The sequence below is a fragment of the Halomonas sp. AOP43-A1-21 genome, assembly GCF_052376775.1.
Lineage (GTDB): Bacteria > Pseudomonadota > Gammaproteobacteria > Pseudomonadales > Halomonadaceae > Vreelandella > Vreelandella colorata.
Map to the genome: position 1 here is coordinate 23,662 of NZ_JBQSWC010000017.1, position 15,210 is coordinate 38,871.

Consider the following 15,210-nt stretch of genomic DNA (forward strand, 5'->3'; position numbering starts at 1 on the left):
TTATAGCAGTGGCTAAGGAAAAATTCGAACGTTCCAAACCGCACGTCAACGTCGGCACCATCGGTCACGTCGACCACGGTAAAACGACCCTGACTGCGGCCCTGACCCGCGTTTCTGCTGAGGTTTTCGGCGGCGACTGGCGTGAATTCGATACTATCGATAACGCTCCTGAAGAGCGTGAGCGTGGTATCACTATCGCGACTTCGCACGTGGAATATCAGTCTGAAGTGCGTCACTACGCGCACGTTGACTGCCCAGGACACGCTGACTACGTCAAGAACATGATCACCGGTGCAGCGCAGATGGACGGCGCGATCCTGGTATGTTCTGCCGCTGACGGCCCGATGCCGCAGACTCGCGAACACATCCTGCTGTCTCGCCAGGTTGGCGTACCGTTCATCGTTGTGTTCCTGAACAAGGCAGACATGGTCGATGACGAAGAGCTGCTCGAACTGGTAGAGATGGAAGTTCGCGAACTCCTCGACCAGTACGACTTCCCGGGCGACGACACGCCGATCATCACTGGTTCTGCGCTGATGGCTCTGAACGGTGAAGATGAGAACGGTATGGGTACTACTGCCGTTGCTAATCTGATCAAAGCTCTGGATGACTACATTCCTGAGCCGGAGCGTGCTATCGACCAGCCGTTCCTGATGCCGATCGAAGACGTATTCTCTATCTCTGGCCGTGGTACTGTTGTTACCGGTCGTGTAGAGCGCGGTATTGTCAATCCGGGTAACGAAGTTGAGATCGTGGGTATCCGCGAGACCACCAAGACCATCGTTACCGGTGTTGAAATGTTCCGTAAGCTGCTCGACGAAGGTCGTGCAGGTGAGAACGTTGGCGCCCTGCTGCGTGGTACTAAGCGTGATGACGTTGAGCGTGGTCAGGTTCTGGCCAAGCCGGGCACCATCAAGCCGCACACTACCTTCGAAGCAGAAGTTTACGTACTGTCCAAAGAAGAAGGTGGTCGTCACACGCCTTTCTTCAAGGGCTACCGTCCCCAGTTCTACTTCCGTACCACCGATGTAACGGGTACTTGTGAACTGCCGGAAGGTGTTGAAATGGTAATGCCGGGTGACAACGTTCAGATGGTTGTTACTCTGATTGCTCCGATCGCTATGGACGACGGTCTGCGCTTCGCAATTCGCGAAGGTGGTCGTACCGTTGGTGCTGGCGTTGTGGCAAAAATCGTTCAGTAATCATTTTACTTGATCGATGAAGGGGGCTCTCGCGAGCCCCCTTTTCTGCGCACCAATAGCAAATGTTTGACATGGGCTTTTGGCGTGCCTATAATGCGCATCCTTTGAATGCGTGGGTAGACGGCTCGCGCCGTCGACATCCATTGGAGTTTAGGGCAAATGCAGAACCAAAAGATTCGCATTCGGTTGAAAGCGTTCGACCATCGCCTGATCGATCAGTCCACAGCGGAGATTGTTGAAACCGCTAAGCGTACTGGTGCTCAGGTTCGTGGACCGATTCCGCTGCCGACCAACCGCGAGCGCTATACCATTCTGATTTCACCGCACGTCAACAAAGATGCGCGTGACCAGTATGAGATTCGCACGCACAAGCGTGTGCTCGACATCGTTGAGCCGACTGAAAAAACTGTTGACGCGCTGATGAAGCTCGATCTCGCTGCTGGCGTAGACGTGCAAATCAAGCTCAACTAATTACACTAGACACTTGCGGCCCAGCGTTCATCACTTTTACCGCATGAACAGCAGCCGCCGCGCCGTGAGGCGCCATACAATGTGCTAGTGGAATGCTCTGGAAAGGGCAGCCATAGCGGGTGATAGCCCCGTACACTATAGGAGACTGAGTATGACTATCGGTTTAGTCGGTAAAAAGGCCGGGATGACCCGTGTCTTTACCGAAGATGGCGCATCCGTGCCCGTAACCGTTATTGAAGTTGATCCTAACCGTGTTACACGCGTTAAGACTGTCGAGTCTGACGGTTACGCAGCGGTTCAGGTCACTACAGGTTCTCGTAAAGCCAAACACCTCACCAAAGCCCAGGCAGGTCAATTTGCCAAGGCGGGCGTTGAGGCTGGTCGTTCGCTGATGGAATTCCGCCTTGCAGAAGGTGAGGAAGCTCCTGAAGTGGGTGGCGAAATCACCGTATCCCTCTTTGAAGCTGGTCAAATGATCGATGTGACCGGCACCTCTAAGGGTAAAGGCTTCCAGGGTGCTGTTAAGCGCTGGAACTTCCGTACCCAAGACAACAGCCACGGTAACTCCCTGTCGCATCGCGCACCGGGTTCTATCGGCATGTGTCAAACACCAGGTCGCGTATTTAAAGGCAAAAAAATGGCCGGTCAGATGGGTAACGCCCGCTGCACCGTACAGAGCCTTGAGATCGTCCGTGTTGACGCCGAGCGTAACCTGCTGCTGATCAAGGGCGCCGTACCGGGAGCACCCGGCAGCGACGTTATCGTTCGCAGCGCCGTGAAAGCTGGCTGAAGGGGATAATTACCAATGAATCTGAATCTTGCTGCAGGCACGGGTACCGTTGAAGTAGCCGACGCCACTTTTGGCAAAGAATTCAACGAAGCGCTAGTTCACCAGGTTGTTACCGCCTATTTGGCTGGTGGCCGTCAAGGTACTCGCGCTCAAAAGAGCCGTTCCGATGTTCGCGGTGGTGGTAAAAAACCGTGGCGTCAGAAAGGTACCGGTCGTGCACGTGCCGGAACCATCCGTTCTCCGCTGTGGCGCAGTGGCGGCGTAACCTTCGCGGCACGTCCGCAAGACTACACCCAGAAGGTTAACCGCAAAATGTACCGCGCGGCGATGCGCTCCATCTTGTCTGAGCTGGTACGTCAAGAGCGTTTAGTCGCGATTGAAGAGTTCAGCGTCGAAGCGCCCAAGACCAAGCAGGTAGCTGCCAAGCTGAAAGAGCTCAACCTTGAGAAAGTGTTGATCATCACCGAAGAACTTGATGAAACGCTCTATCTAGCCGCACGCAACCTTCCCCACGTTGACGTGGTGGATGTCGCGGCAGCTGACCCGGTTAGCCTGGTTGCCTTTGATAAGGTCCTGGTTACCGTCTCCGCCCTGCGTAAATTCGAGGAGAAGCTGGCATGAACCAGGAACGCGTATTCAAGGTTCTGCTTGGACCGCACGTGACCGAAAAGGCCGCGATGGCTGCAGAGCGCAACCAGTACGTTTTCAAGGTGGCGTCTGATGCTACCAAGCCCGAGATCAAGAAAGCCGTTGAAGCACTGTTCGGCAAGAAGGTCGGCAGCGTTCAAGTGCTGAACGTGAAGGGTAAAACCAAACGTACTGCACACGGCGTTGGTCTGCGTAAGGGTTACCGCAAAGCGTATGTGACCCTGGCTGCGGGCGAAACGCTCGAAGACTTCTCTGGCGCCGAATAAGGGCAGGAGTACGGATAATGGCAATCGTCAAGACCAAACCCACATCCGCCGGTCGTCGCCACGTCGTTAAGATCGTTGGTGAGGAACTGTACAAAGGCCGTGCTTATGCACCGCTTTTGGAAAAACAGTCCAAGTCCGGTGGACGTAATAACTACGGTCGCATCACCACCCGTCACGTGGGCGGTGGTCATCGTCAACACTACCGTTTGATCGACTTCAAGCGCACCAAAGATGGCATTCCAGCCACCGTTGAGCGTCTGGAACACGATCCGAACCGTAGTGCGCATATTGCTTTACTGAAATATGCAGATGGTGAGCGTCGTTACATCATTGCACCGAAAGGTGTCAGCGCGGGTGACGTGCTGGAATCTGGTGTAAACGCGCCCATCAAGAAAGGCAATGCTTTGCCGCTGCGCAACATCCCGCTCGGTTCTACCGTTCACGGTATCGAACTGAAGCCGGGTAAAGGCGCGCAGATTGCTCGCAGTGCCGGTACTAGCGCCCAGTTGGTTGCGCGTGAAGGTAACTACGCCACTTTACGTCTTCGCTCTGGCGAAATGCGTAAGATTCTGGCTGAGTGCCGCGCAACCTTGGGTGAAGTGAGCAACTCCGAGCACAGCCTGCGTCAACTTGGCAAGGCCGGTGCGAAGCGCTGGAGAGGCGTGCGCCCGACTGTTCGTGGTGTCGCGATGAACCCGGTGGATCACCCGCACGGTGGTGGTGAAGGCCGCACCAGCGGTGGTCGTCACCCGGTATCCCCGTGGGGCGTACCGACTAAGGGTCACAAGACGCGTAAGAACAAGCGCACCGACAAGCTGATTATCCGTCGTCGTAACAAGACGCGTTAATCGAAATTGCCAAGAACTTAAGAGGTAACGGCTGTGCCACGTTCACTAAAGAAAGGTCCCTTCATTGACCTTCATCTTTTGAAGAAGGTAGAGGCTGCAGTGGAGAAGAACGATCGCAAACCAATCAAGACTTGGTCGCGTCGTTCGATGATCCTACCCAACATGGTAGGTCTGACTATTGCGGTCCATAACGGACGCCAGCATGTCCCGGTGCACGTCTCCGAGGAAATGGTGGGTCATAAACTTGGCGAATTCGCTGCTACCCGCACATATCGTGGGCACGCGGCGGACAAGAAAGCCAAACGGTAAGCCAGAGAGGATTAAGAGATGGAAGTCACAGCTAAGCTGAGTGGCGCTGCTTTATCCGCACAGAAGGCCCGTTTGGTGGCTGACCAGGTGCGCGGTAAACCGGTCGCCGAAGCTATTGACCTGCTGACCTTCTCACCGAAGAAGGCTGCCAAGCTGGTTAAGAAAGTGCTTCAGTCCGCCATCGCGAATGCGGAAGAAAACAACGGCATGGACATCGACGAGCTGCGTGTCTCGACCATCTGCGTCGATGAGGGCATGACGCTCAAGCGTATCAAGCCGCGCGCCAAAGGCCGTGCGGATCGTATCTTGAAGCGCACCTGCCACATCACCGTCAAGGTAGCCGAGAAGTAGGAGTCGACCAGATGGGTCAGAAAGTCAATCCAACAGGCATTCGACTGGGCATCGTCAAAGACCATGCTTCTGTCTGGTATGCCGAGCGCGGCGCCTATGCCGATAAGCTCAATAACGATCTCGAAGTGCGCAGCTTCCTGGAAGAGCGTCTTAAAAACGCCTCCGTAAGCCGCATTCACATCGAGCGTCCGGCTAATAATGCTCGCATCACCATTCACACTGCCCGTCCGGGTATCGTGATTGGTAAAAAGGGTGAAGATGTCGACCGTCTGCGTCGCGATCTCACCGAGATGATGGGTGTCCCGGTTCATGTGAACATTGAAGAAGTTCGCAAGCCGGAGCTGGATGCCAAGCTAGTCGCTGCTAACGTAGCGGGTCAGCTTGAGCGTCGCGTAATGTTCCGTCGTGCCATGAAGCGCGCGGTACAGAACGCAATGCGTCTTGGCGCTGGCGGTATCAAGATTCAGCTGTCAGGTCGTCTTGGTGGTGCTGAAATCGCACGTACCGAATGGTACCGCGAAGGTCGTGTTCCGTTGCACACTCTGCGTGCGGACATTGACTACGCCACTTACGAAGCTCACACCACCTATGGCGTCATCGGCGTTAAAGTGTGGATCTTCAAGGGCGAAATCCTCGGCGGTATCGAGGAAGTACGTGCCAAGGCTAAGCAACAACAGCCTGCCGGCAACGCGCCCAAGAAGAAAGGTTCCAGGTAAGGGGAGAGCGAGTCGATGTTACAGCCCAAGCGTATGAAATTCCGCAAGATGATGAAAGGCCGCAACCGTGGCCTGGCGCATCGCGGAAGCAAGATCAGCTTCGGGGAATACGGTCTGAAAGCTACTGGTCGCGGCCGCATCACTGCGCGTCAGATCGAAGCCGGCCGTCGTGCGATCACACGTCACGTTAAGCGTGGCGGTAAAATCTGGATCCGCGTTTTCCCTGACAAGCCGATTTCCAAGAAGCCGCTCGAAGTTCGTATGGGTAAAGGTAAAGGTTCTGTTGAGTACTGGGTAGCCCAGATCCAACCGGGTCGGGTCCTGTACGAAATTGAAGGTGTATCCGAAGAGCTGGCCCGTGAAGCTTTTGAGCTGGCCGCACAGAAGATGCCCTTGTCCACCACCTTTGCGAAACGGACGGTGATGTGATGAAAGCACAGGAAATTCGTGAAAAGTCCGCAGGAGAGCTCAAAGAGCAGCTCCTCGAGCTACTCCGCGAGCAGTTTAACCTGCGCATGCAGAAGGCCACTGGCCAACTGAGCCAGACTCATCTGCTCAAGCAGGTCCGTCGGGATATCGCCCGCGTTAAGACTATGCTCAACGAGAAGGCAGGTGATTGAGATGGCCGAAGAGAAAAAAACCCGTACGCTCACCGGCAAGGTGGTGAGCGACAAGATGGATAAATCCATCGTCGTTATGATCGAGCGTCGTGAGCGTCACCCGATCTACGGAAAATACGTTAAGCGCTCCACCAAGCTGCACGCCCATGATGAGGCGAACCAAGCTAAGGCAGGCGATACGGTTTCCATTCAGGAGTGCCGTCCGCTTTCCAAGAAGAAAGCTTGGACGCTGGTCGAGGTGGTCGAGCAAGCCAAGGGTTAATTCCCTTAGCTTGTCCAACCAGTGCAGTCAGATTAGGTTTGGAGAAAACCGATGATTCAGACTCAGACAATGCTGGATGTCGCCGACAACAGCGGAGCGCGCCGGGTGCAATGCATCAAGGTGCTAGGCGGTTCACACCGTCGCTACGCTCGTGTTGGTGACGTCATTAAGGTAACGGTGAAGGAAGCTATTCCGCGTGGCAAGGTCAAAAAAGGCCAAGTGCTAAAAGCGGTAGTAGTTCGCACCCGTAGTGGCGTCCGTCGTAGTGACGGTTCGCTGATCCGTTTCGATGGAAATGCGGCAGTTTTGTTGAATAACACCAACGAACAGCCGATCGGCACGCGCATCTTCGGGCCGGTTACTCGTGAGCTTCGTAATGAGAAGTTCATGAAGATCATTTCCCTAGCGCCTGAAGTGCTGTAAGGAGCGAGGCGGATATGCAAAAGATCAAACGTGACGATGAAGTCATCGTCATCGCCGGGAAGGATAAAGGCAAACGTGGCACTGTTAAGCGGGTACTAGAAAGCCGCTTCGTGGTGTCCGGTGTGAACATGATTAAACGTCACACCAAGCCGAATCCCATGGCGGGAAATCAGGGCGGTATCGTCGAGCGTGAGGCTCCGATTCACGCGTCCAACGTAGCCATCTTCAATTCGGAGACCGGTAAGGCGGATCGCGTCGGCTTCCAAGTTAAGGAAGACGGTACCAAGGTACGTATCTACAAGTCGACGCAGACGCAGATCGACGCCTAACGCGAGTCGGGTAGCAAAATGGCGAACTTGAAAGAACGTTATCAAAACGAGGTGGTAGCTCAACTCAAAGAGCAGTTCAGCTACGCCAACGTTATGCAGGTACCCCGGGTCACTAAAGTGACTCTGAACATGGGTATCGGCGAAGCGGTTAGTGATAAAAAGCTGATCGACAATGCCGTCGGCGACCTGGAGAAACTCTCCGGTCAAAAGCCGCTGGTGACCAAAGCACGTAAGTCCATCGCGGGCTTCAAGGTGCGTGAAGGTTGGCCTATCGGTGTCAAAGTTACACTGCGCGCTGAGCGTATGTGGGACTTCCTGGACCGTCTGGTAAACATCGCGATTCCTCGTGTGCGTGACTTCCGTGGTCTAAACCCGAAGTCTTTTGATGGTCGCGGCAATTACTCCATGGGTGTGCGTGAGCAGATCATCTTCCCGGAGATCGAGTATGATAAAATCGATCGTATCCGTGGGTTGGACGTCACTATCACTACTACTGCCAACACCGACGAGGAAGGTCGTGCGCTGCTTGCAGCACTGAACTTCCCGTTCAAGAAATAAGGGTTGGATCATGGCTAAGAAAAGTATGATAGAGCGTGAGCTCAAGCGTACGCAGCTGGTCGAGAAGTATGCGGCCAAGCGTGCTGAGCTCAAGGCAATCATCTCAAACGTGAATACGTCTGAGGAAGAGCGCTTCGAGGCGACGCTGAAGCTGCAGCAACTGCCGCGCGACTCAAGCCCGGTGCGTCAGCGTAACCGCTGCCGCATCACGGGTCGTCCGCACGGTTTTTACAACAAGTTCGGCCTTGGCCGTAACAAGCTGCGTGAAGCCGCCATGCGTGGCGACGTTCCTGGTCTGAAAAAGTCCAGTTGGTAACGCCACGTAGATTCATCAGGAGCGCACATTAAATGAGCATGCAAGACACTCTGGCGGATATGTTTACTCGTATCCGCAATGCGCAGATGGCCACCAAGGAGACGGCTACCATGCCGTCTTCCAAGTTGAAAGTGGAAGTGGCCCGCGTGCTAAAGGAAGAAGGCTACATTACCGACTTTACGGTGGCTGAAAGCGTTAAACCTACGCTTACCGTGACTCTCAAGTACTTTGAGGGCAAGGCGGTTATTGAGCACATTCAGCGGGTTTCCAAGCCGTCTTTGCGTCAATACAAAGGCAAGGACAACCTGCCTAAGGTTGCCGATGGTCTGGGTATCGCGATTGTCACCACTTCCAATGGTGTCATGACCGACCGTGCCGCACGCCAAGCTGGCGTCGGTGGCGAAGTCATCTGCACCGTATTCTAGGAGGCTGGAATGTCCCGCATAGCGAAATATCCGGTTAAAGTGCCTGCTGGCGTCGATGTTAAAATCGATGCTGGCCAGCTGACTGCTAAAGGCGGCCAGGGCACGCTGTCTATGCCCATTCACCAGGACGTGGTGATTGGTCAAGAAGACGGCCAGCTGACCTTCGTCCCGAGCGAATCAGCCAAGAGCTGGGCAATGGCCGGTACTACCCGCGCCTTGGTTCAGAACCTGGTACAGGGCGTATCCGAGGGTTTCACAAAGACTCTCGAAATTGTTGGCGTCGGTTATCGTGCCCAAGCTAAGGGCCAGACGCTCAATCTTTCACTGGGCTTCTCGCACCCGGTCGATTACATTCTGCCTGAAGGTGTTGTCGCGGAAACGCCGAAAAACACCGTTATCGTGCTGAAAAGCGCGGACAAGCAGAAGCTCGGTCAGTGCGCCGCGGAAATCCGCGCTTTCCGTCCGCCTGAGCCGTATAAAGGCAAGGGTGTTCGGTACGCCGACGAGCAGGTGCGTCGCAAAGAAGCCAAGAAGAAGTAAGGCAGGGTTATGAACGCGAAGAAAGAATCTCGTCTCCGTCGTGCCCGCCGCGCTCGCGCCAAGATCCGCGAGCTGGGCGTGTATCGCCTGTGCGTCAACCGTACCCCGCGTCACATCTATGCGCAGATTATCTCGCCGGATGGTGGCAAAGTGTTGGCCAGCGCTTCAACGCTGGACAAAGCACTGCGCGAGGGTGCGACCGGCAACTCAGAAGCGGCCTCTAAGGTCGGTGCTCTGATTGCCGAACGCGCTAAAGAAGCAGGCATCACCCAGGTGGCCTTCGACCGTGCTGGCTTTAAGTATCACGGTCGCGTCAAGGCTCTGGCCGACGCCGCTCGTGAAGGCGGCCTGGAATTCTAAAGGGTTTTACGATGGCGAAGAACGAACAGCAAAACGGTGATCTGCAAGAGAAGTTAGTGCAGGTCAACCGCGTCGCCAAGGTGGTCAAGGGTGGTCGTATTTTCGGCTTCACCGCACTGACCGTCGTAGGTGATGGTAAAGGTCGTGTTGGTTTCGGTCGTGGCAAGGCGCGTGAAGTGCCGGTTGCGATCCAGAAAGCAATGGATCAGGCTCGTCGCAACATGGTCAAGGTTAACCTTGCAGGCAGCACGCTGCAGTATCCTGTGAAAGCCCGTCACGGCGCTTCCAAGGTTTACATGCAGCCGGCTTCCGAAGGTACCGGTATCATCGCCGGTGGTGCTATGCGCTCTGTACTAGAGCTTGCTGGTGTCCACGATGTACTGGCCAAGTGCTACGGTTCCACCAACCCGGTTAACGTGGTTCGAGCGACTGTTAAAGGTCTCTCTTCCATGCAAGCACCGGAAGACATCGCCGCCAAGCGCGGTCTGTCTGTCGAAGCGATCACGGGGTAAGGCACCATGGCAGCAACGATCAAGGTTACCCAGATCCGCAGCACCATCGGCGTTTTGCCCAAGCACAAGTCTACTATGAAGGGCTTGGGTCTGCGTCGCATCGGTCATACGGTTGAACTGGAAGACACCCCTGCCGTACGCGGCATGATCCACAAGGTTAACTACCTTGTGCGCGTTGAGGGAGAGTAATCCATGAAACTCAATACCCTGAGTCCGGCACCGGGCTCCAAACACGCTGAAAAGCGCGTTGGTCGTGGTATCGGTTCCGGTCTTGGTAAGACCGGCGGCCGTGGCCACAAAGGTCAGAAATCACGCAGTGGCGGTAGCGTCAAGCCTGGTTTCGAAGGCGGTCAGATGCCGTTACAGCGTCGTCTACCGAAGTTCGGCTTCACATCAGCTAAATCGCTGGTGTCTGAAGAAGTACGCCTGGCCGAGCTTGCCAAAGTTTCCGGTGAAGAAGTCACCATGGAAACACTGAAGCAAGCCAACGTGCTGAAGGATGCGACGCTACACGCGAAGATCATCCTTTCTGGCGAACTGAAAAAAGCAGTTACCGTTCGTGGTATCAAGGTCACCAAAGGTGCCCGTGAAGCGATCGAAGCTGCTGGCGGCAAGGTAGAGGACTAAATGGCCAAGTCAGGAAATATGCCGGCGATGGGCAACGGTCTGAGTGAACTGTGGGCGCGCTTGCGCTTCGTGCTCCTCGCCATCGTGGTGTACCGAATCGGTGCCCATATTCCCGTTCCCGGTATCAATCCTGACCAGCTTGCTGCCTTGTTTAGGGAGCAACAGGGCACCATCCTGGGCATGTTTAACATGTTCTCGGGTGGCGCCCTGGAGCGCATGAGCGTCCTCGCTTTGGGTATCATGCCCTATATTTCAGCGTCGATTATCATGCAGCTGATGACTGCGGTCTCACCCCATCTTGAGCAGCTCAAGAAGGAAGGTGAGTCCGGCCGCCGCAAGATTAGTCAGTACACCCGCTACGGCACGGTGATACTGGCTCTTGTCCAGGCTACCGGTATGTCGGTCGGCCTGGCTAGCCAAGGCATCGCTTACAGCGCTGACTTTAGCTTCTATTTCACCGCCGTGATTACGTTTGTGTCAGGCGCGGTGTTTATGATGTGGCTAGGTGAGCAGATTACCGAAAAGGGGATCGGCAACGGTATTTCGCTGCTGATCTTCGCCGGTATCGTCGCTGGGCTGCCCAGTGCCGTGGGGCAAGCGTTCGAGCTCGCTCGTAACGAAGGGGCCTGGAATGTTCTCCCGCTGTTAGCGCTGTCAGTGCTAGGTATTGCCACGGTTGCGTTTGTGGTGTTCATTGAGCGCGGCCAACGCCGTTTGAAAGTGAACTACCCGCGCCGCCAGGTGGGCAACAAGATGTATGCAGGTCAAAGCAGCTACCTGCCTTTGAAAGTGAACATGGCAGGTGTTATTCCTGCGATCTTCGCATCCAGTATTCTGCTCTTCCCGGCCTCTATTGGTCAGTGGGTCGGTGCTGGTGAAGGTATGGAGTGGTTGCAGCGTGCATCACAAGCTTTAGCCCCCGGGCAACCGCTTTACATCTTGCTTTTCGCGGCGGCAGTGGTATTCTTCTGCTTCTTTTACACAGCGCTGGTCTTCAATCCCAAGGATGTAGCTGACAATCTGAAAAAGTCAGGTGCGTTCCTGCCGGGCATTCGTCCCGGCGAGCAGACCGCTCGCTATATCGATAAGGTTATGACTCGTCTAACTTTATTCGGTGCCCTGTATATCACTGCGGTTTCCCTGATGCCCCAGTTCCTGATTGTTGCGTGGAATGTGCCATTCTTTTTTGGCGGTACCTCGCTTCTGATCGTGGTAGTGGTCATCATGGACTTCATGGCCCAGGTGCAGTCACACCTCATGTCGCATCAGTATGACTCGGTGATGAAGAAGTCCAACCTGAAAGGCTACGGTAGCGGCGGCATCATGCGCTGAGGCGCCGCCTTACGATTGGCGCGCCGCGAGCCGTTTTTGGAGAAAGAACGATGAAAGTTCGAGCTTCCGTAAAGAAAATGTGCCGTAACTGCAAGATCATTCGTCGCAATGGCGCTGTCCGCGTCATTTGCATCGAACCGCGGCACAAGCAGCGTCAGGGTTAATTCCTACGTTGCTTTAAGTGGGTGTTCGGCATACCCCTTGCCTTAGGGCAATTAAAGGGGTATGCTGTTGCGCCTTTTGTAGATGAATAAACGAGCAAGCCGCTCAAATTTCGGAGTAAGCTGATGGCCCGTATTGCAGGCGTCAATATCCCGGACAACAAGCATGCGGCGATCTCGCTGACCTATATCTTCGGGATTGGCCGTACTCGCGCACAGCATATCTGTGCTGCTGCCGGTATCGCGCTGACTACCAAGATCCAGGACCTATCTGGCGAAGAGCTGGATACCCTGCGTTCTGAAGTTGGTAAGTACACCGTAGAAGGCGACCTTCGTCGTGATGTTACGCTGAACATTAAGCGTCTCATGGACTTAGGTTGCTACCGTGGTCTGCGTCATCGTCGTAGTCTTCCGCTGCGTGGTCAGCGGACTAAGACTAACGCGCGCACCCGTAAGGGCCCGCGTAAGCCGATCCGCAAATAACACGCAGGCTCTTTCATAGAGAGCCTATGTAAAGACAGGAATAGACATCAACATGGCTAACCCGCGTAGTAACCGTAAAAAGGTTAAAAAGCAGGTAGTGGACGCCGTTGCGCATATCCATGCCTCTTTTAACAACACGATCGTGACGATCACAGACCGCCAGGGCAATGCGCTTTCTTGGGCAACTGCCGGTGGTTCGGGTTTTCGTGGTTCTCGCAAGAGCACCCCGTTCGCTGCTCAAGTAGCAAGTGAACGTGCAGCAACTGCTGCAGCCGAGTATGGTGTGAAAAACGTAGACGTACTGGTTAAAGGCCCAGGTCCCGGTCGTGAATCCGCCGTGCGCGCATTGAATGCCGCAGGCTTCCGCGTGCAAAGCATCGTAGACGCGACGCCCATTCCCCATAATGGCTGCCGTCCGCCTAAGAAACGCCGCGTTTAAGGAGACAGATTCATGGCTCGTTATATTGGACCGAAGTGCAAACTGTCTCGTCGTGAAGGCACCGATCTCTTTTTGAAGAGTGGTGTGACTCCCTTCGAGAAAAAGTGTAAATCCGAGCAAATCCCGGGTGTACACGGCCAGCGTCGTCAGCGTCTTTCAGACTACGGCTTGCAGCTTCGCGAGAAGCAAAAAGTACGTCGCATGTATGGCGTACTCGAAAAACAGTTCCGTAACTACTACAAAGAAGCTGCTCGCCTGAAAGGCGCGACCGGTGAAGTATTGTTGCAGTTGCTCGAATCCCGACTGGATAACGTCGTCTACCGTATGGGTTTCGGCTCGACTCGCTCTGAAGCGCGTCAGCTCGTTAGCCATAAGGCAGTTTCCGTGAACGGCCGTACCGTTAACGTAGCTTCCTACCAAGTGAAGCCGGGTGACGTTGTAGCCATTCGCGAAAAGGCGAAGAACCAAGCCCGTATTCAAAGCGCGTTGTCCATTGCGGCAAACCGTGGCGATATCGTTTGGATCGAAATCGACGCCAAGAAGATGGAAGGCACTTTCAAGGCTCTGCCTGAACGCGGTGACCTGACTGCCGACATCAACGAAAACCTGATCGTCGAGCTGTACTCCAAGTAAGCGGCGTTAATTAATCTCTGCTTCTTGAAGCCTGGGCGGGGTAGCAAAGCTAACCGCCCAGATGCTCTTGAGTACTTGTTCTTAAGAACACAGTATCCGTTTGGCAGCCTGAAAGGTGTTCATATGCAGCGTTCAGTGACAGAGTTTCTTCGTCCTCGCGACATCAAGGTAGAAGAAATCAGCGCACATCATGCCAAGATCGTTCTCGAACCGTTCGAGCGTGGTTTTGGTCACACCCTGGGGAATGCACTGCGTCGCATTCTGCTTTCGTCTATGCCCGGCGCTGCCGTGGTAGAGGCTGAAATTGCGGGTGTAGAGCACGAGTACAGTGCGCTCGAAGGGGTGCAGGAAGATGTCATCGAAATCCTCCTGAACTTGAAAGATGTTGCGATCAAGATGCACAGCCGCGATGAGGCGGTGCTCTCGCTGAACAAGCAGGGCCCAGCCGTCGTCACTGCTGGCGACATTGCGCTTGATCATAGCGTCGAAATCGTCAACCCGGACCACGTCATTGCACACGTCAATGAAGGTGCCGAGCTGAAAATTCAGCTTAAGGTAGCGCTGGGTCGTGGCTACGAACCGGCTGACGCCCGTGGCTCTGATGAAGAGACCCGTGCTATTGGCCGCCTGCAGCTGGATGCCACCTTCAGCCCTGTCCGCCGCGTTTCCTATTCGGTTGAAGCCGCTCGTGTTGAGCAGCGCACCGATCTCGATAAGCTGATTATCGATCTGGAAACCGACGGTACTTTGGATCCGGAAGAGGCTATCCGTCGCAGTGCGACCATTCTGCAAGAGCAGCTGGCCGCCTTCGTCGACCTGGAAGCTGATAAAGAGCAGGAAGTCGAAGAGGAAGAGGATCATGTTGATCCAATCCTATTGCGCCCCGTAGACGATCTTGAGTTGACCGTTCGCAGCGCGAACTGCCTAAAAGCCGAGAATATTTACTATATCGGTGATCTTATCCAGCGCACTGAAGTTGAGCTGTTGAAGACACCGAACCTCGGTAAAAAATCCTTGAATGAAATCAAGGACGTTTTGGCGGCGCGCGGCTTGTCCCTCGGCATGCGGTTGGAAAATTGGCCGCCCGCTAGCCTGAAGGACGACAAGGCCTCCGCGTGAGTGTCGACTCGAGTCCCAGTTTGGTAAGGAATTACAACCATGCGTCATCGTAAGAGTGGTCGTCATCTGAATCGCACCAGCTCGCATCGTCAGGCCATGTTCAAGAACATGTCTGTCTCGCTGGTCGAACATGAAGTCATCAAGACAACCCTGCCTAAGGCCAAGGAACTGCGTCGCGTTATCGAGCCGCTGATCACCTTAGCCAAGCAGGATAGCGTTGCGAACCGTCGTTTGGCGTTCTCTCGCACACGTTCCAAAGAAGCCGTTGGCAAGCTGTTTAACGAGCTGGGTCCGCGTTACGCCGAGCGTCCGGGTGGTTACATCCGTATTCTCAAGTGCGGTTTCCGCACCGGCGACAACGCGCCTATGGCTTATGTTGAGCTAGTAGACCGTCCGGTTGCTGAAGAAGCCGCTGCTGAAGAGTAAATCTTTAGCTGCAGCCTCTTTAAAGCAGAATGAAAACCGACCCA

29 protein-coding genes are annotated in these 15,210 nt (G+C 54.8%); all 29 read left to right on the forward strand.

What is annotated here, in order from left to right:
- The first annotated feature begins 8 nt into the window (after nt 1–8).
- The 29 genes from tuf to rplQ all read left to right on the forward strand — a co-directional run bounded on the left by tuf (nt 9) and on the right by rplQ (nt 15,166).
- On the forward strand, nt 9–1,202 hold the full coding sequence (tuf, locus tag ACT3R7_RS10860) for an elongation factor Tu (RefSeq protein WP_192536490.1): 1,194 nt from the start codon (nt 9–11) through the stop codon (nt 1,200–1,202).
- Between the two features lie 159 nt (nt 1,203–1,361).
- Nucleotides 1,362–1,673, forward strand: a complete 312-nt coding sequence (gene rpsJ, locus ACT3R7_RS10865) for a 30S ribosomal protein S10 (RefSeq protein WP_007112007.1) — start codon at nt 1,362–1,364, stop codon at nt 1,671–1,673.
- A gap of 151 nt (nt 1,674–1,824) precedes the next feature.
- Nucleotides 1,825–2,463: a 50S ribosomal protein L3 gene (rplC, locus tag ACT3R7_RS10870; protein WP_192536491.1), complete on the forward strand. Its 639-nt coding sequence runs from the start codon at nt 1,825–1,827 to the stop codon at nt 2,461–2,463.
- Between the two features lie 15 nt (nt 2,464–2,478).
- Entirely contained in the window at nt 2,479–3,084 is a 606-nt protein-coding gene (gene rplD, locus ACT3R7_RS10875) for a 50S ribosomal protein L4 (RefSeq protein ID WP_018917734.1), read from the forward strand.
- Nucleotides 3,081–3,377 (forward strand): 50S ribosomal protein L23, encoded by a 297-nt coding sequence (gene rplW / locus ACT3R7_RS10880; RefSeq protein ID WP_009723902.1) that lies wholly within the window; start codon nt 3,081–3,083, stop codon nt 3,375–3,377. The genes rplD and rplW overlap by 4 nt, the downstream gene beginning before the upstream one ends.
- 17 nt (nt 3,378–3,394) lie before the next feature.
- Nucleotides 3,395–4,225: a 50S ribosomal protein L2 gene (gene rplB / locus ACT3R7_RS10885; protein WP_018917733.1), complete on the forward strand. Its 831-nt coding sequence runs from the start codon at nt 3,395–3,397 to the stop codon at nt 4,223–4,225.
- Nucleotides 4,226–4,258: 33 nt separating this feature from the next.
- Entirely contained in the window at nt 4,259–4,534 is a 276-nt protein-coding gene (gene rpsS / locus ACT3R7_RS10890) for a 30S ribosomal protein S19 (protein ID WP_009098993.1), read from the forward strand.
- Between the two features lie 18 nt (nt 4,535–4,552).
- Nucleotides 4,553–4,885 (forward strand): 50S ribosomal protein L22, encoded by a 333-nt coding sequence (rplV, locus tag ACT3R7_RS10895; protein ID WP_009723900.1) that lies wholly within the window; start codon nt 4,553–4,555, stop codon nt 4,883–4,885.
- Nucleotides 4,886–4,896: 11 nt separating this feature from the next.
- Nucleotides 4,897–5,601 carry a 30S ribosomal protein S3 gene (gene rpsC, locus ACT3R7_RS10900; RefSeq protein WP_018917731.1) on the forward strand — a complete coding sequence of 235 codons (705 nt, stop codon included), beginning with the start codon at nt 4,897–4,899 and terminating at the stop codon, nt 5,599–5,601.
- A 15-nt stretch (nt 5,602–5,616) separates the two neighbouring features.
- Complete coding sequence (gene rplP / locus ACT3R7_RS10905) at nt 5,617–6,030, forward strand: 50S ribosomal protein L16 (protein ID WP_007112000.1); 414 nt, start codon at nt 5,617–5,619, stop codon at nt 6,028–6,030.
- Entirely contained in the window at nt 6,030–6,221 is a 192-nt protein-coding gene (rpmC, locus tag ACT3R7_RS10910; RefSeq protein WP_018917730.1) for a 50S ribosomal protein L29, read from the forward strand. Before rplP ends, rpmC begins: the two co-directional genes overlap by 1 nt.
- Before the next feature lies 1 nt (nt 6,222).
- Nucleotides 6,223–6,483 carry a 30S ribosomal protein S17 gene (gene rpsQ / locus ACT3R7_RS10915; RefSeq protein WP_009723897.1) on the forward strand — a complete coding sequence of 87 codons (261 nt, stop codon included), beginning with the start codon at nt 6,223–6,225 and terminating at the stop codon, nt 6,481–6,483.
- Nucleotides 6,484–6,534: 51 nt separating this feature from the next.
- A complete protein-coding gene (gene rplN, locus ACT3R7_RS10920; RefSeq protein ID WP_009723896.1) occupies nt 6,535–6,906 on the forward strand; it encodes a 50S ribosomal protein L14 in 372 nt (123 codons plus the stop codon).
- A 14-nt stretch (nt 6,907–6,920) separates the two neighbouring features.
- Complete coding sequence (gene rplX / locus ACT3R7_RS10925; RefSeq protein WP_018917729.1) at nt 6,921–7,235, forward strand: 50S ribosomal protein L24; 315 nt, start codon at nt 6,921–6,923, stop codon at nt 7,233–7,235.
- A gap of 18 nt (nt 7,236–7,253) precedes the next feature.
- Nucleotides 7,254–7,793: a 50S ribosomal protein L5 gene (rplE, locus tag ACT3R7_RS10930; RefSeq protein WP_018917728.1), complete on the forward strand. Its 540-nt coding sequence runs from the start codon at nt 7,254–7,256 to the stop codon at nt 7,791–7,793.
- 10 nt (nt 7,794–7,803) lie between these two features.
- Nucleotides 7,804–8,109, forward strand: coding sequence for a 30S ribosomal protein S14 (gene rpsN, locus ACT3R7_RS10935; protein WP_192536492.1), 306 nt, complete (start codon nt 7,804–7,806; stop codon nt 8,107–8,109).
- A 32-nt stretch (nt 8,110–8,141) separates the two neighbouring features.
- Complete coding sequence (gene rpsH / locus ACT3R7_RS10940) at nt 8,142–8,534, forward strand: 30S ribosomal protein S8 (RefSeq protein ID WP_193091504.1); 393 nt, start codon at nt 8,142–8,144, stop codon at nt 8,532–8,534.
- 9 nt (nt 8,535–8,543) lie between these two features.
- A complete protein-coding gene (gene rplF / locus ACT3R7_RS10945) occupies nt 8,544–9,074 on the forward strand; it encodes a 50S ribosomal protein L6 (RefSeq protein ID WP_018917725.1) in 531 nt (176 codons plus the stop codon).
- A 9-nt stretch (nt 9,075–9,083) separates the two neighbouring features.
- Nucleotides 9,084–9,434, forward strand: coding sequence for a 50S ribosomal protein L18 (gene rplR / locus ACT3R7_RS10950; RefSeq protein ID WP_018917724.1), 351 nt, complete (start codon nt 9,084–9,086; stop codon nt 9,432–9,434).
- 11 nt (nt 9,435–9,445) lie between these two features.
- Nucleotides 9,446–9,946, forward strand: coding sequence for a 30S ribosomal protein S5 (rpsE, locus tag ACT3R7_RS10955; protein WP_192536494.1), 501 nt, complete (start codon nt 9,446–9,448; stop codon nt 9,944–9,946).
- A 6-nt stretch (nt 9,947–9,952) separates the two neighbouring features.
- The gene (gene rpmD, locus ACT3R7_RS10960; RefSeq protein ID WP_018917722.1) at nt 9,953–10,135 is read left to right on the forward strand and encodes a 50S ribosomal protein L30; all 183 of its coding nucleotides are present in this window, start codon (nt 9,953–9,955) and stop codon (nt 10,133–10,135) included.
- A 3-nt stretch (nt 10,136–10,138) separates the two neighbouring features.
- Nucleotides 10,139–10,573 (forward strand): 50S ribosomal protein L15, encoded by a 435-nt coding sequence (gene rplO / locus ACT3R7_RS10965; protein ID WP_018917721.1) that lies wholly within the window; start codon nt 10,139–10,141, stop codon nt 10,571–10,573.
- On the forward strand, nt 10,574–11,905 hold the full coding sequence (secY, locus tag ACT3R7_RS10970; RefSeq protein ID WP_018917720.1) for a preprotein translocase subunit SecY: 1,332 nt from the start codon (nt 10,574–10,576) through the stop codon (nt 11,903–11,905).
- Between the two features lie 50 nt (nt 11,906–11,955).
- Nucleotides 11,956–12,069 carry a 50S ribosomal protein L36 gene (rpmJ, locus tag ACT3R7_RS10975; protein WP_009099023.1) on the forward strand — a complete coding sequence of 38 codons (114 nt, stop codon included), beginning with the start codon at nt 11,956–11,958 and terminating at the stop codon, nt 12,067–12,069.
- A 123-nt stretch (nt 12,070–12,192) separates the two neighbouring features.
- Nucleotides 12,193–12,549 carry a 30S ribosomal protein S13 gene (gene rpsM / locus ACT3R7_RS10980; RefSeq protein WP_192536496.1) on the forward strand — a complete coding sequence of 119 codons (357 nt, stop codon included), beginning with the start codon at nt 12,193–12,195 and terminating at the stop codon, nt 12,547–12,549.
- Nucleotides 12,550–12,601: 52 nt separating this feature from the next.
- The gene (rpsK, locus tag ACT3R7_RS10985; RefSeq protein ID WP_009099028.1) at nt 12,602–12,988 is read left to right on the forward strand and encodes a 30S ribosomal protein S11; all 387 of its coding nucleotides are present in this window, start codon (nt 12,602–12,604) and stop codon (nt 12,986–12,988) included.
- Between the two features lie 12 nt (nt 12,989–13,000).
- Nucleotides 13,001–13,621 (forward strand): 30S ribosomal protein S4, encoded by a 621-nt coding sequence (gene rpsD / locus ACT3R7_RS10990; RefSeq protein WP_018917718.1) that lies wholly within the window; start codon nt 13,001–13,003, stop codon nt 13,619–13,621.
- A 123-nt stretch (nt 13,622–13,744) separates the two neighbouring features.
- Nucleotides 13,745–14,740, forward strand: a complete 996-nt coding sequence (locus tag ACT3R7_RS10995) for a DNA-directed RNA polymerase subunit alpha (protein WP_016915790.1) — start codon at nt 13,745–13,747, stop codon at nt 14,738–14,740.
- Nucleotides 14,741–14,779: 39 nt separating this feature from the next.
- The gene (gene rplQ, locus ACT3R7_RS11000) at nt 14,780–15,166 is read left to right on the forward strand and encodes a 50S ribosomal protein L17 (protein ID WP_018917717.1); all 387 of its coding nucleotides are present in this window, start codon (nt 14,780–14,782) and stop codon (nt 15,164–15,166) included.
- Nucleotides 15,167–15,210: the final 44 nt, after the last annotated feature.

Coding starts and splice junctions, on each gene's coding strand:
- rplV (WP_009723900.1), top strand. CDS start 4,553: ATGGAAGTCACAGCTAAGCTGAGTGGCGCTGCTTTATCCGCACAGAAG.
- rplB (WP_018917733.1), top strand. CDS start 3,395: ATGGCAATCGTCAAGACCAAACCCACATCCGCCGGTCGTCGCCACGTC.
- secY (WP_018917720.1), top strand. CDS start 10,574: ATGGCCAAGTCAGGAAATATGCCGGCGATGGGCAACGGTCTGAGTGAA.
- rpsC (WP_018917731.1), top strand. CDS start 4,897: ATGGGTCAGAAAGTCAATCCAACAGGCATTCGACTGGGCATCGTCAAA.
- rpmD (WP_018917722.1), top strand. CDS start 9,953: ATGGCAGCAACGATCAAGGTTACCCAGATCCGCAGCACCATCGGCGTT.
- rplW (WP_009723902.1), top strand. CDS start 3,081: ATGAACCAGGAACGCGTATTCAAGGTTCTGCTTGGACCGCACGTGACC.
- rplO (WP_018917721.1), top strand. CDS start 10,139: ATGAAACTCAATACCCTGAGTCCGGCACCGGGCTCCAAACACGCTGAA.
- rpsM (WP_192536496.1), top strand. CDS start 12,193: ATGGCCCGTATTGCAGGCGTCAATATCCCGGACAACAAGCATGCGGCG.
- rpsN (WP_192536492.1), top strand. CDS start 7,804: ATGGCTAAGAAAAGTATGATAGAGCGTGAGCTCAAGCGTACGCAGCTG.
- rplN (WP_009723896.1), top strand. CDS start 6,535: ATGATTCAGACTCAGACAATGCTGGATGTCGCCGACAACAGCGGAGCG.
- rpsJ (WP_007112007.1), top strand. CDS start 1,362: ATGCAGAACCAAAAGATTCGCATTCGGTTGAAAGCGTTCGACCATCGC.
- rplR (WP_018917724.1), top strand. CDS start 9,084: ATGAACGCGAAGAAAGAATCTCGTCTCCGTCGTGCCCGCCGCGCTCGC.
- rplX (WP_018917729.1), top strand. CDS start 6,921: ATGCAAAAGATCAAACGTGACGATGAAGTCATCGTCATCGCCGGGAAG.
- rpsH (WP_193091504.1), top strand. CDS start 8,142: ATGAGCATGCAAGACACTCTGGCGGATATGTTTACTCGTATCCGCAAT.
- rpsD (WP_018917718.1), top strand. CDS start 13,001: ATGGCTCGTTATATTGGACCGAAGTGCAAACTGTCTCGTCGTGAAGGC.
- rplD (WP_018917734.1), top strand. CDS start 2,479: ATGAATCTGAATCTTGCTGCAGGCACGGGTACCGTTGAAGTAGCCGAC.
- rpmC (WP_018917730.1), top strand. CDS start 6,030: ATGAAAGCACAGGAAATTCGTGAAAAGTCCGCAGGAGAGCTCAAAGAG.
- rplF (WP_018917725.1), top strand. CDS start 8,544: ATGTCCCGCATAGCGAAATATCCGGTTAAAGTGCCTGCTGGCGTCGAT.
- rplQ (WP_018917717.1), top strand. CDS start 14,780: ATGCGTCATCGTAAGAGTGGTCGTCATCTGAATCGCACCAGCTCGCAT.
- rpsK (WP_009099028.1), top strand. CDS start 12,602: ATGGCTAACCCGCGTAGTAACCGTAAAAAGGTTAAAAAGCAGGTAGTG.
- ACT3R7_RS10995 (WP_016915790.1), top strand. CDS start 13,745: ATGCAGCGTTCAGTGACAGAGTTTCTTCGTCCTCGCGACATCAAGGTA.
- rpmJ (WP_009099023.1), top strand. CDS start 11,956: ATGAAAGTTCGAGCTTCCGTAAAGAAAATGTGCCGTAACTGCAAGATC.
- rplC (WP_192536491.1), top strand. CDS start 1,825: ATGACTATCGGTTTAGTCGGTAAAAAGGCCGGGATGACCCGTGTCTTT.
- rplE (WP_018917728.1), top strand. CDS start 7,254: ATGGCGAACTTGAAAGAACGTTATCAAAACGAGGTGGTAGCTCAACTC.
- rpsQ (WP_009723897.1), top strand. CDS start 6,223: ATGGCCGAAGAGAAAAAAACCCGTACGCTCACCGGCAAGGTGGTGAGC.
- rpsE (WP_192536494.1), top strand. CDS start 9,446: ATGGCGAAGAACGAACAGCAAAACGGTGATCTGCAAGAGAAGTTAGTG.
- rplP (WP_007112000.1), top strand. CDS start 5,617: ATGTTACAGCCCAAGCGTATGAAATTCCGCAAGATGATGAAAGGCCGC.